Source organism: Aequitasia blattaphilus (assembly GCF_024721305.1).
In the GTDB taxonomy this organism is placed as follows: Bacteria; Bacillota; Clostridia; order Lachnospirales; family Lachnospiraceae; genus Aequitasia; species Aequitasia blattaphila.
The window spans coordinates 94,264-106,714 of record NZ_JAMXOD010000008.1; the positions used below are offsets into that span (position 1 = coordinate 94,264).

General features: G+C 39.8%; 11 protein-coding genes. 2 read left to right on the forward strand and 9 right to left on the reverse strand.

Annotation, left to right across the window (positions count from 1 at the left end; all coding sequences use genetic code 11):
* Position 1 precedes the first annotated feature (1 nt).
* The 5 genes from NHH15_RS07280 to NHH15_RS07300 form a co-directional block, all read right to left on the reverse strand.
* Positions 2-808 carry a class II aldolase/adducin family protein gene (locus NHH15_RS07280; protein ID WP_262065994.1) on the reverse strand — a complete coding sequence of 269 codons (807 nt, stop codon included), beginning with the start codon at positions 806-808 and terminating at the stop codon, positions 2-4.
* 94 nt (positions 809-902) lie between these two features.
* On the reverse strand, positions 903-1,373 hold the full coding sequence (locus NHH15_RS07285; RefSeq protein ID WP_262065995.1) for a EutP/PduV family microcompartment system protein: 471 nt from the start codon (positions 1,371-1,373) through the stop codon (positions 903-905).
* A gap of 3 nt (positions 1,374-1,376) precedes the next feature.
* The gene (locus NHH15_RS07290) at positions 1,377-1,739 is read right to left on the reverse strand and encodes a BMC domain-containing protein (RefSeq protein ID WP_262065996.1); all 363 of its coding nucleotides are present in this window, start codon (positions 1,737-1,739) and stop codon (positions 1,377-1,379) included.
* A gap of 1 nt (position 1,740) precedes the next feature.
* Positions 1,741-2,541 (reverse strand): glycyl-radical enzyme activating protein, encoded by an 801-nt coding sequence (locus NHH15_RS07295; RefSeq protein ID WP_262065997.1) that lies wholly within the window; start codon positions 2,539-2,541, stop codon positions 1,741-1,743.
* A complete protein-coding gene (locus NHH15_RS07300; protein WP_262065998.1) occupies positions 2,528-5,071 on the reverse strand; it encodes a glycyl radical protein in 2,544 nt (847 codons plus the stop codon). Before NHH15_RS07300 ends, NHH15_RS07295 begins: the two co-directional genes overlap by 14 nt.
* A 198-nt stretch (positions 5,072-5,269) precedes the next feature.
* Between NHH15_RS07300 and NHH15_RS07305 the strand changes: the two genes are divergently transcribed.
* Positions 5,270-5,986 (forward strand): phosphatase, encoded by a 717-nt coding sequence (locus NHH15_RS07305; RefSeq protein ID WP_262065999.1) that lies wholly within the window; start codon positions 5,270-5,272, stop codon positions 5,984-5,986.
* Positions 5,987-6,223: 237 nt separating this feature from the next.
* Here NHH15_RS07305 and NHH15_RS07310 read toward each other — a convergent pair whose 3' ends face one another.
* The 3 genes from NHH15_RS07310 to NHH15_RS07320 all read right to left on the reverse strand — a co-directional run bounded on the left by NHH15_RS07310 (position 6,224) and on the right by NHH15_RS07320 (position 10,465).
* Entirely contained in the window at positions 6,224-7,474 is a 1,251-nt protein-coding gene (locus NHH15_RS07310) for an L-rhamnose isomerase (protein ID WP_262066000.1), read from the reverse strand.
* Positions 7,475-7,487: 13 nt separating this feature from the next.
* Positions 7,488-8,882, reverse strand: a complete 1,395-nt coding sequence (gene rhaB, locus NHH15_RS07315; protein WP_262066001.1) for a rhamnulokinase — start codon at positions 8,880-8,882, stop codon at positions 7,488-7,490.
* 113 nt (positions 8,883-8,995) lie between these two features.
* On the reverse strand, positions 8,996-10,465 hold the full coding sequence (locus NHH15_RS07320) for an L-fucose/L-arabinose isomerase family protein (RefSeq protein ID WP_262066002.1): 1,470 nt from the start codon (positions 10,463-10,465) through the stop codon (positions 8,996-8,998).
* A 160-nt stretch (positions 10,466-10,625) separates the two neighbouring features.
* On the opposite strand from NHH15_RS07320, the gene NHH15_RS07325 reads away from it, so the two are divergent.
* The gene (locus tag NHH15_RS07325) at positions 10,626-11,540 is read left to right on the forward strand and encodes an AraC family transcriptional regulator (RefSeq protein WP_262066003.1); all 915 of its coding nucleotides are present in this window, start codon (positions 10,626-10,628) and stop codon (positions 11,538-11,540) included.
* Here the strand turns inward: NHH15_RS07325 and NHH15_RS07330 are convergent.
* Positions 11,464-12,450, reverse strand: coding sequence for an AraC family transcriptional regulator (locus NHH15_RS07330; protein ID WP_262066004.1), 987 nt, complete (start codon positions 12,448-12,450; stop codon positions 11,464-11,466). The genes NHH15_RS07325 and NHH15_RS07330 overlap by 77 nt on opposite strands.
* Between the last annotated feature and the right edge of the window lies 1 nt (position 12,451).

A 12,451-nucleotide genomic window follows, 5' to 3' on the forward strand; every position in this document is an offset into this window, starting at 1 on the left:
CTTATTTCCCTAATTGTTCCAGAACTTTCTTTGTAATTGAGGCAACTAAGTCTGCGTCTGTTCCTGCTTCTTGAGAGGTACTTCCACAACTGCTTCCACAGCTATGACAGCTTGGCTTTCCTGCTTTTGCATTTGGGCAAACGTTTGCAGGATGCTTTCCTGGTAAACCAAATTGTCTTCTGATTTCATAAAGCTTTTCTACTTGTTCTTTGTTTAACTCCTGAGGCCCACCGATTTGCATTGTCTGCCATAGAAGTTGAGCGTAGAATTCTACTGATTCCATCTTATGATACGCATTTAACAGTGAATCAGAAAATGTAAGCGCACCATGATTTTCTAAAAGTACTGCGTCAAAATATGGTAAATGCTCAGATACTGCATCTGGGATTTCATATGTTGAAGGAGTACCGTATTTCGCAATAGGAACACATCCAAGAGCAATTACTGCTTCCGGCATAATTGGTTGTGTTAAAGGAATTCCTGCAATCGCAAAAGTTGTAGCATAAAGAGGATGAGCATGTACTACTGAATTTACATCTGGTCTCTCCTTATACACGCGCATGTGCATTTTAATTTCTGAAGAAGGCTTAAACCCTTTATTTGCTTGAAGAACATTTCCTTCTGCATCAACTTTACAAATATATTCTGGTGTCATGAAACCTTTGCTTACTCCTGTCGGCGTGCAAAGAAACTCGTTGTCATTTAATTTCACAGAAAAATTACCGTCATTAGCAGCAACCATTCCTCTGTTGTATACTCTTCTTCCAATCTCACACATCTCTTTTTTGATTTCGTACTCGTTAACCATCTTTAAATTTCCTCCTTGGATTTATAACCTATGTGTTTGTTTCGTGTTGTTTTCTCTTGAAGTTTACCACACAATCCCACATTAGTCAATAATATTATATGTTGTTTTTGTTGTTTTCTTCCCAGGGAAGTACATCCCCTTCCTCTTTTAAATACTCCAATATCTCAGGAACACCTTCCCCAGTTTTTGAGTCCACAAGAAAAATTTTCCTACATCCTGCTAAGTGCAGCCATTTCCTGGCTCTTTCCACATTTCCCTTGGGGTCGTTAATCTTTGTAACAATCCCTATCACCTCCCGGTTTGCTACCGGTGTCACACAAGGCGGATAAAGAGAGTAGCTTTCCGTCGAGGAAAGAAGAAGTCCCACCACATCCGCTTCATAAGTATAAAGGGCTAATGCATGTCCTAATCCGTGAGTTTGAACATATTCTCCCGGCGTATCAATAATCACATCAAAATTGTTCACATATTGCGTTTTGTGATATTGTATCTTTTCACCTTTTAAAGCTTGGGTTAATGTGGTTTTCCCCGTTTCGCTTCTACCTGCTAATACGATTTTCTTCATCTTTTATGTCCTTGTAATTTCACATACAGAAAAGTTCATTTTTTCCTTCACATAATTTAATACCGCCGATAAGGAAGCTTCTGCTTCTGATATTGTTCCGGTTACAATCAGTGTGCCGCTAAAGCGGTCTACGAATCCAATCTCTACTCCCGCCGCTTTCATTGCCACATCTGCTGCAATAATCGCCGTTTCCGCCGGCGAAATCGTCAATACACCAATCGCTGATTTGCTATGATCCACACTTGGGTCTAACCCAAGTTTTTGATAGAGGACCTCATCCGGACTGGCAATTAAGTGAGCAATCGTAATTTCTTTTCCTGGTACGAGCTCCTGGACGATTCTTTGTGGTCTGTTCATTTCTTCCATTTTATCCTCCTATCTGACACTCAATACCGGACTCTTCTTTCGCTACCAAGAGCAGCCCGTTCATCTGTTCATTTGAAGGTGGTGCTACATCACCCATTTGGTACTCTCGTCCCAGTCCTTCATATTTATCCTGTCCCAATCTGTGATAAGGCAGCAGATGAAGTCTTTTTACATTGGGAAGCGTTTTTGTGAACCGGGCAATGGCTCGAATTTCTTCCTTCGTATCATTGAATCCAGGTATAACCGGAACCCGGATACTTAATTCTGTCAATCCCGACTCGCTGACCCTTCGTACATTTTCAAGCATCAGCTCATTTCCCTGTCCGGTGTGCTCTTTGTGCTTGCGGCTATCCATATGTTTAATATCATAAAGATATTGATCTAAATAAGGAAGGAGACCTTCAATAATTTCCCACTTTGCTCTTCCTGTGCTTTCAATTGCTGTGGTAATTCCTCGTTCCTTCGCCCCCTTTAAAAGAGCTGTAGCAAACTCCGGTTGAGTAAGAATTTCCCCACCAGAAAGAGTGAGTCCTCCCCCTGTTCTTCTATAATAATTACGATCCTTTTCCACAATATCCAGAACTTCTTTTACCGTTACATCTTCACCAATTACCTTTGGTTTTCCCTGTACCATCATTGTCTGGATTTTATACTCCTGGGATTCAGGGTTACTGCACCAGCGGCACCTAAGAGAACATCCCTTTAAGAACACAATTGTCCTTATTCCATCTCCATCATGGATGGAATAACGCTGTATATCAAATATTCGCCCTTTTGTCTCTAAAGTATTAGTTTGCGTCATAGCTTCCCTGCTCCGTTCTTTTTATAATGTCATCCTGCAGTGATTTGGACAATGTTGTAAAGAGAGCACTGTATCCTGCCACGCGTACCACCAGGTGCTTATATTGATCCGGATTTTTTTGTGCGTCTAGAAGAGTGTTTCGGTCTACTACATTGAACTGCATATGGCTTCCCTTTTGATCAAAGAAGGAACGAATCAATCCAACAAAGTTATCCAAACCTCTTTCTCCACTTAATGCCGACGGATGGAACTTCTGGTTAAATAGGGTTCCATTTGATGCAATATAGTGATCCAGCTTCGCAACAGAGTTTGCTGCTGCGGTTGGTCCATTCTCATCAGCTCCCGCTCTCGGTGATACTCCGTCCGCAACTGGTGTATGGGCCAGCCGGCCGTCTGGTGTAGCTCCTGTCTGTGCTCCTAATGGAACATTTGCCGATACGGGGTATAATCCCGCCTGGAAAATACCACCTCTTGGATTTTTGTACTTTTCAAGTGGTCTGGTGTAAGTGTAAGCTACATCTCTGGCAAATAAATCCACTTCCTCAATATCGTTTCCAAACTTCGGTACTTCCTCAATCAAAGCAAGAATTTTCTCTCCTTTTTCCTTTACCTCAGCGGATTCGAAGGTTTCAACAATTCCTTTAATGATTGCTGCAATTTCCGTTTCATTTAAATTTTTCTTGTCCGTAACCATTTCACCTGCCACTTGACTGGCAATATCTGCAATGTCTTCCGGAGCAAGACCTTTTCCAAAATTGGTAATCAAAGCTTCTTTTAAGTCTTTCATAGAAATTTTCTTTTCTTCAAATACAAGCTTTTTAATGACAAAGAGGGAATCTGCCATATTTGCAATCCCAAATCCCTGTGGCCCGGTAAAGTTATAAATTGCTCCGCCTTCCTGAAGAGCTTTTCCTCTTTTGATACAATCATCTACCATTGATGATTCGAAGGGAAGAGGACATCTTGCAGCGTGAGCAACATCTATTGCATTATCCGCATTGACTAACAGCTCAATCATATAATTCATTTGAGTTTTATATGCATCGTAAAATTCCTCAAAACTTCCCATCTCTTCTACTGCTTTTGTCTTCGGTCCAATTTGAACCCCTTTATCCACTCCTCTTGAGAAAACCAGCTCCAAGGGTCTACACATGTTAAAGAATGCCGCATCATGCCATCCTTCTGTTTTTCCCATGATCTGAGGCTCTACACATCCGATAATACAGTAGTTTCTCGCTTCTTGAAGCGTTAACCCTCTGCTCTCTAATGATGGAATAATCACTTCATCATTGTAGTATGCCGGAAGTCCAATTCCTGTTCTGGTCAGCTCTGCCGCCTTTACTAAGAATTCGTGAGGGGATCCATTCCATACACGAACAGACAGTGATGGCTGTGGAAGAAATACGTGTCTGGAGGCTTGAATTGACATAAAGGATAAATCGTTCGTCACGTCAATACCATCCTCATTTTGTCCGCCTGCAATCAGATTTTGGAAAAGACTGTATCCTGCAAATCCTTCTGCACTTCCTGCGTCTCGAACCTTATTTAAATCATTTAACTTCACCCAAATACAGTCCATAAGCTCTTGGGCGAATTCTCTTGTAATCTTTCCTGCCTTTAAGTCCTTTTCATAGTATGGATACATATATTGATCAAACCGTCCCGGTGAAATGGAGTGTCCACTGGACTCTAACTGTAACAGCTGTTGAACGAACCAAACCGACTGACATGCCTCATAAAAACTTCTTGCACCATTTTCCGGTACATTACTGCAATTTTCTGCAATGTGCAAAAGCTCCATCTTGCGGGTTGAATCATTTTCCTTTTCACTCATAGAAAGAGCCAACTCAGCATACCGTCTTCCATAAGCAATCGTTGCATCACAGCTCATCATTACGGCTTCTAAAAATCTGGATTTTGTTTGGAAATCACCATCTCCAGGACTTAATGTTTCCAACTCTTTTTTTGCTCTTTCCTTGATTCCCGAAAAACCAATTGCTAAAACTTCATCATACTTCACACATATATGTCCAACTCCGTTATAGTAATAGTTTCCGGTTGTAAAAATGTTATGTTCTATGGCAAGCAAGGTCTCCGGTTCCATGTAAGATGTGGCCAGATCACTTGTAGTCTTCCCTTTCCAATAAGGGTGTATCTCCCGCAAATCTTTTTTTGTCTTTTCTCCAATATAAAAAGGATCTGCACTTCTTGTTTCTACTGTATCTAATTCTGCTTCCAGCCATTCATAAGAGAATTCTGGATAAGTTTGACATCCCCTTGGAGCTAACGTACTGCTTCCCACAATCAATTCTAAATCTCTGATTGTAATTGGAATGTTTTCTACAATATGTTTGTAAGCCTTTGCTCTTCTTATAATAATCGGTTCATTTTCCGTTTCCTTATAAGACTCTGTTATCAAAAGGGCTCTTGCCGACTCGATTTCCGGCATTTTTGCATATAAGTTTTCTACAAGCTGTGTTATACGATCCGTCTTTTTAATATCCTCACTGTTATAGGTATATAGTCCCATATGATCAAAAACTCCTTTCTTACCTAATTACTGTTGATTATAAAGCAACACCTTCGCAAAGTCAACACAATCCCACTATTTATTATTGGTTTTTATGTTGTTTTATTTTGTTTTTCTCTCATTTCCATTGACAAATCGCAATAAATCCCTCATAATTCAATTATTATGTATGGTAACGCACAGGAAAGAAGGTATCATATGGACAATTACTTATTTGATATACACACTCATACCATCGCAAGCGGACATGGCTCTTCAGCTACAATTACGGACATGGTAAAGGCTGCAAAGGACAAGAATCTGTCCTTGCTTGGGATTTCTGACCATGGTCCTAAAACTTTAGGCGGCGGACGGCCTTCTTATTTTAGAAGCCTTCCTTTTTCTATTCGAAAGCGGATGGGAATTGAAATGCTCTATGGAGCAGAGGTAAATATCTTAGATGAGGATGGTTCTTTAGACTTAGAGGATGAGCTTTTGAAGAACTTAGATTTCGTTATCGCCAGCCTTCACCGACCTGTTTTCAAGCCTGGATCTATTACTGAAAACACAAGTGCATATGTCAACGCAATGAAAAATCCCTATGTGAATTTTATCGGGCACCCTGATGATACCCATTTTCCTGTTGATTATCATGTATTAGTTGTAGAAGCTATGAAAAACAAGGTAATCCTTGAGATCAATAACTCTTCCCTTAGTCCAGAAGGTTATCGGGGAGATACACGATTTAATGATTTAATGATTCTAAATTTACTGAAGCACTACCATTATCCCGTGCTGCTTTCCAGTGATTCTCACGGATCGGCTCATGTGGGAGATTTTTCTTATGTAAATGAGTTGCTTGAAAAAGCTGATTTTCCTAATGAATTGATTTTGAATAATTCTGTTGGGGAGTTGAAACGATGTATTAGTCGGTGAAAAACGACCTCCTAAAAGTTTAGATGCTTTGGTCTAACTTTTAGGAGGTCGTTTTACATTTTTGAAGGACATTTTAATTACTATCGATAAATCATCTGGCATTTGTATCACCACCTTTCATATATATATATTATAACTGGTCTTTATAATATATCCAATAGTAAATTCAAGACGTATATCTCCATTCTCCTATATGCCAAAAGGGACTGCAAAAACAGTCCCTTAAATTACACTCTATTATCTTTGTGAAAGTACATCCTTCTCATACTTCTGAACTTCCTTAAACCATTCAGCTTTTTCCGGCACTTCGTTCACTTCACAGAAGTAATCCCATACATCGCCGAAAGGATAGCATTTTAATTCTTCCTGCATAACCATTAATTCACTGAATTCCTGATTATCCTGCATTTCTTTCAGCTTCTTATTCGGACTAAGCATAGCCATCATCAAAGCTTTTTGCATATTTCTCATCCCAACAACCCATGCAGAAATACGATTAATACTTGCATCAAAGAAATCAAGACCAATAATGACACGGTTCAGTGCATCATTTCTCACAATTTCCTTTGCAATCTCTTTCGTTTCATCATCCAATAACACAACATGATCACTATCCCAGCGAACTGGTCTTGTAACATGAAGAGCAATCTTTTCGCTGAATAACAAAAGTGAAGAAATCTTATCCGATACCATTTCCATTGGGTGATAATGTCCATTATCCATCAACGGTGTGATTCCTTTATTCATTACGTAGTTCATAGTAAATTCTGCTGAACCTGCTGTATAAGACTCTAAACCAATACCAAACACCTTAGACTCAAGACAAACCAATACTTTTTCTTTATCATAATCAATGCCTAAAATTTGATCCAAAGAATCTTTGTATCTTGCTCTTGGTCCCATGCGGTCTGCTGGTACATCTTTAAATCCGTCTGGAATCCAGATATTCATAAGGCAAGGACTTCCCAATTCTTCTGCAAAGTACTGAGAAATACGGATACAAGCTTTTCCATGGTCAATCCAAAATTTACGTACTTCTTCCTTCGGATGAGTCAATGTATATTCATTCGCTTTATCATGAGAGAAAAATGTCGGATTAAAATCCAGTCCAAGTCCTCTTTCTTTTGCAAAATCAACCCATTTCTTAAAGTGCTTTGGCTCAAGCTTATCACGATCAGCCCATTCACCCTCTTCAAAAATCGCATAGCTTGCATGAAGATTAATTCTATGCTTTCCTGGAATCAAGCTTAATGCTTTGTCGATATCTTTCATTAATTCTTCTGGAGTTGTTGCCTTTCCTGGATAGTTTCCAGTTGCCTGGATTCCACCGGTAAGCTCTCCCTTTGTATCAAAGCCTGCTACATCATCTCCCTGCCAGCAATGCATAGAAATCGGCACTGACTTTAGTAAATCCAACACCTCATCTGTGTTTACACCAATTGCTGCATACGCTTCTTTTGCACTTTCGTATCTTTCTCTTGTTGTCATTTCTTATTTCCTCCTAATATTTTTTAATATCAAATGAATTTCCGATTGCTGTTCTCGCCTCTGCTAAATCCTTAAATACTCCATCTGCCAGCATCTGTACTGTAATATTTCCGATTGCTGTTGCTTCTGTTGGACCTGCGGACACTTTTCTACCTGTGTATTTCGCCGTTAGTTCATTTAAATACCCTGCATTCGCGCCGCCTCCTACAACATATACCGTATCATATTCTATTCCGGTAATATCTTCAATCTCTTTGATTGTGTCACTGTAACATTTCGCCAGGCTGTTATAAATAACCGCAGCAATTTCCCCTACACTTTCCGGGACAGGCTGATTTGTATTTCGGCAAAAATCCTGCACTGCCGCAATCATACTGTCTGGTGCCAGAAAAGCATCATCATTACAATCTACAATAGAGGTAATACTCTCCTTGGATGCCATTTCACAAATAGTGGCAAAGGACAAATCATCCTTGAACTCTTTTTTCACAGATTGAATCATCCAGAGACCCATAATGTTTTTCAAATAGCGGTAACGGTGATCGTATCCACCCTCATTTGTAAAATTCGCCTTCATACTCTTTTCAGAGCAATCTGCTTCCTTTCTTTCCACGCCCATTAAAGACCATGTGCCCGAGCTGATGTATAAGGCATGATCCTTATTTGTTGGTACTGCTAAAACTGCCGAAGCTGTATCATGAGTTCCCGGAAGAACCACCTTCGCATTAAATCCTACTTCCTTTTGTATCTCTGGTGTAAATTCTCCTACAACTTCTCCTGGCATAGAAACAGGAACAAATAATTCCTTTTTATACCCCAGCATATCAATCAATTCATAATCCCAATCATTGGTTTTGGGATTAATCAGCTGCCCTGTTGTTGCATTGGTGTACTCCATCTTTTTGACTCCGGTCAGTAAAAAATGGAAATAATCCGGCATCATTAACAGACTTGTTGCCTTCTCCATATATTCTGGATGCTGCTTCTTCACAGCCATCAGTTGATAAACTGTGTTAAAGATCATTTTTTGAATACCGGTCCTTTTATAAAGCTCTTCCTGAGAAACAACTTTATAAACCTCATCATCCATGCCCTCTGTTCTTTTGTCCCGGTATCCTACCACATCCCCTAAAATATTGTTCTGATCGTCTAAAAGGACATAGTCTACCCCCCATGTGTCTATGGCTACCGACACAGGGATTTTTCCCAACTCAGTACATTTTTTCAATCCACTTACAATTTCCTTAAAAAGCCGTTCCACATTCCAGCAGAGCACACCGTCCTTATTGTCCATCCCATTGGAGAAACGATACACCTCTTCTAATGTCATTTTTCCATCTTCAATGGAGGAGAGCATGTGTCGTCCACTTGATGCACCGATATCAACGGCAAGATAATATTTCTTCATCTTATTTTTCCTCCTTAAGCACCTACTTTATACTTCATATTATAGGAACTTTTAAAAGAAAAAAAGGACGGTATTTAGATAAAAACACCGTCCTTTTTTGTCTCTTTTTCACTTTAAAACACAGAGTAAGAAATATCCATTATATCCGCCACTTTTTTAAACAGCTCCTTGTTATGTCCAACGGATAGCGCCAAATGGTGTGTTGGTGCTTCTGCAAACCATTTATCCATATATTCTGCTGGTTTATCTGCAAACTTAATATGAGTAGATGTATTGCCATTCATTAGAATTGGTGCGTCAATTGCCTCTCCTTCACTAATATTCATATGCAATTTCTCATTCACCTTCTGTGTGATTCCAATTGTGGTAACAGGTCCTTGTTTTACCTTTGCTTCTACAGAGACACCACTTCCACGTTTTCCATGATACACCCCCATCCCTCTTAAGATAGGCTTGCCTTTTGAAATCTTAAAGTGGAATGGTCCATCATGTCCTAAAATCATGGTGTCCCGATTAAAATCAGCTGCAACAATCTCACAAAAGCTTCCTCCCGTTCCAAGTAAGTCTGCAATCTTCATGGCTAATGCGGTTTTAATGTCCCCTTCTCCTGAGCAGGCTACCCCCTTTGCAGTCAGCAGAGAATGTCCCACAATAAATCCACTTTGAATCTCTTCGTAGTAATTGTCCTGTCCATGATAGTAATAGGAAATGCTGTCCAAATTTTTATCTTCTACCATTTTCTCTTGTGCCACAGCCACCTTAGCAGACCAGGTCAGCTGCTCCTCTGTGGGTTTCTTTGCAATTGGATCCGATGGAGAATCTCCAGAAATCTGGAAAAACTCATGGATTTCTTTTAATTTTTCTTGTATCTCTTCTTCCCTTACCTGACGAAGATAAAGCTCCAAATCACACATCTCCAGTACTTCTATATGCATTCCCGTCTGCGCCTGAAGCATGGTAAAGTCTGAATACATGTCCAGCATACCGCTATAATACCCCCCAAGAAATCCAAACCTTGCATGGGAAAGAGAACGCTTCACCATTGCTGCCTTACACCATTCTCCAATCTCCTTCCAAGCCTTTATTGCCTCTGGTCTGTCCTTCGTATTTTCCTCTGCAAAAGAAAAGTCTGGTGTATAATCCAAACCAAGTAAGCCATTGATTGCCCGGTATTTAATGCCAGCTCGGTTAAAAGCATTTGCAATTTCTGGAATTGGACAAGCCACACACTGGGCTAACCAACGATCCGTTCCCGTCTTCTCATAATTCATCTCTGGTGCAGGCTGTAAGTTTAACACGATAACCGGTGCCTGATTCAATTGATGAATGGGTAGAACTGTTGCACTTGTATAGTAGGTAGCAGAATGACTGAAAACAATATCTACATTATTTCGGTTAAAAAACTCACCTGCTTCCCGTCCATTTTCCTCTGTATCCACCATTCCAAAATTGAACACTTCCCCGTATGCCTCTAACTCCCGTTGAATAAACTTATTGTATCCCATCAGACAATCATAAAGTCCGTCAAACTGCCCCCAATATGTGTTTAATCCAGCACTGTATAATCCTATTCTTACCTTCATTGCACTTTCTCCTTTCGAATCAAAATTACTTGTTTCCTTTATTATATCAGCACTTTTGAAATATACATCTAAGTATCTTGTCGAAAAATCGCAGTATATTGCCTTGTGCTTTGTGAATGGATAATGTACACTAAGACAAAGGAAAGGATGTGATAGATACATGAGTGCCAAAAAACTTTTGGAGCATTATAAGCCCGTCTGGTCTGAGGATTCCATGCGGATTTTTGCCACCCCCTCCAGTACTGCCAAATCTCTGTACTTCTATGTCCAAGAGGTGGGCTACTTTAAAACACTTCCTCCCTACTATACGGAACGGGAAAATCTCGTCAGCTTTCTGGTTCTGTACACGATTGAAGGGGAGGGCACTCTGGATTACGAAGGCAAAACCTATACTCTGGAAAAAGGAGATGCATTTTTTCTCAATTGCCACAATCATCATCGTTATCAATGCATCAAGAAAAAAGGATGGGAATTTATCTGGCTTCATTTTAACGGTCTGCAAGCTTTAGGATATTACCAGGAATTTATACGAAATAGCTCCCCTGTCCTAAGACCTTCCTTCAATAACCCTCTGGAAAAGAACCTCCTGGAAATATTAGAAGAGACAAAAAAGAAGAGCGTTCATACTGAGGTAAAATCCTCCAACCTCATCAACACTCTTCTCACGGATTTGATTATGGATACTACTGCCGGAGAATCAACTCTTGTAAATATCCCCGACTTCATCCAGAAAGCATTCACTTTTATGGACAAGCATTTCGAAGAATCACTCACCTTAAACGATCTTTCAAAGGAAGTCGGCGTTAGTAAATATTATTTAAGCCGTGAATTCAAAAAACACATGGGGCAAACCCTTATGGAATACTTGATTTCCCTTCGTATCAACTATGCCAAAGAGCTGCTTCGGTATACCTCTTTAAACATTGCCCAGATAGCAGAGCGCTGCGGCATCCCTCATGAGACACATTTTATCAATCTTTTCAAACGGAAGGAAGAGGTTACTCCTCATAAATACCGAATGCTTTGGAAGGAATCCTCCGATAGTCCTTTGGAGTCATTCCATAACGCTCCTTAAATTTCCGATAAAAATAGCTGGAGTTATCATACCCGATCGCCTCCATAATATTTATAACAGGCAGTTTACTATGCAGCAAAAGATAGGCTGCCTGTGACATCTTTTTCGTCTGCATCATTTCATTGAAGCTTTTTCCTGTTCTTCTTTTTACCTCTTTACTCAGCCAGTAAATATCTCGCTGCATGATTTTTGCCAGCTCACCTAAGCTTCCATCCCGGTAGTTATTCTCAATGTAATTTAAGATGGAAATGGTCATTTCTTTTTCGTAAGGATCTTCTCCTGTCTCCATCTTATCCATATGATTTAAAAGCTGGAGAAATAAAAGTCCCATTGTCGTCTGATTAATACTTCTTTTATTTGGTTCGTTATAAAGCAATGTCCAAACCATATTTTCAATTAGATTCTGTACGGGCAGCACCTCAGAAACATGAAAATAGAGATACGGAGCACTACGGCTTCCCTTCCCTAAGCTATCCACTAAAAAATCCCGTAGGAGATTTTCTTCTTCTTTCATCATATCAAAAGCACGATTAAAAAATTCCGGCAGAACAATAAAGTTTACCGCAATATCCTCTTCTCTGGCAGCCTCAATTTCTTGACTTGCATTTTGATTTAGGAACAACAAATCCCCCGTTTCCAAAACCACCTTATTCCCATTAATCATATGGGTTGTACTGCCCTGGCACATATAAATCACTTCCACATAGTTATGTCTATGCTCTGGGAAATGAATAAACCGGGTATGGGGTCGGATTTGAATCAGTTTTCCTCTTTCCAATAGCTTGCTTGCACTCATCACAAGCTCTGATTCTTCCGTATAGATTTTTCGGTCAATGTTCTCTTCCCCGCCTAAAATTGCTTTTTCTTCTTCGGTAATTACGGAGAGCTTTTCAATGATTTTTTTATTCATA

Excerpts from the sequence above, each read along its gene's own strand:
- NHH15_RS07280 (WP_262065994.1), bottom strand. The coding sequence starts at position 808 with ATGGTTAACGAGTACGAAATCAAAAAAGAGATGTGTGAGATTGGAAGA.
- NHH15_RS07285 (WP_262065995.1), bottom strand. The coding sequence starts at position 1,373 with ATGAAGAAAATCGTATTAGCAGGTAGAAGCGAAACGGGGAAAACCACA.
- NHH15_RS07290 (WP_262065996.1), bottom strand. The coding sequence starts at position 1,739 with ATGGAAGAAATGAACAGACCACAAAGAATCGTCCAGGAGCTCGTACCA.
- NHH15_RS07295 (WP_262065997.1), bottom strand. The coding sequence starts at position 2,541 with ATGACGCAAACTAATACTTTAGAGACAAAAGGGCGAATATTTGATATA.
- NHH15_RS07300 (WP_262065998.1), bottom strand. The coding sequence starts at position 5,071 with ATGGGACTATATACCTATAACAGTGAGGATATTAAAAAGACGGATCGT.
- NHH15_RS07305 (WP_262065999.1), top strand. The coding sequence starts at position 5,270 with ATGGACAATTACTTATTTGATATACACACTCATACCATCGCAAGCGGA.
- NHH15_RS07310 (WP_262066000.1), bottom strand. The coding sequence starts at position 7,474 with ATGACAACAAGAGAAAGATACGAAAGTGCAAAAGAAGCGTATGCAGCA.
- rhaB (WP_262066001.1), bottom strand. The coding sequence starts at position 8,882 with ATGAAGAAATATTATCTTGCCGTTGATATCGGTGCATCAAGTGGACGA.
- NHH15_RS07320 (WP_262066002.1), bottom strand. The coding sequence starts at position 10,465 with ATGAAGGTAAGAATAGGATTATACAGTGCTGGATTAAACACATATTGG.
- NHH15_RS07325 (WP_262066003.1), top strand. The coding sequence starts at position 10,626 with ATGAGTGCCAAAAAACTTTTGGAGCATTATAAGCCCGTCTGGTCTGAG.
- NHH15_RS07330 (WP_262066004.1), bottom strand. The coding sequence starts at position 12,450 with ATGAATAAAAAAATCATTGAAAAGCTCTCCGTAATTACCGAAGAAGAA.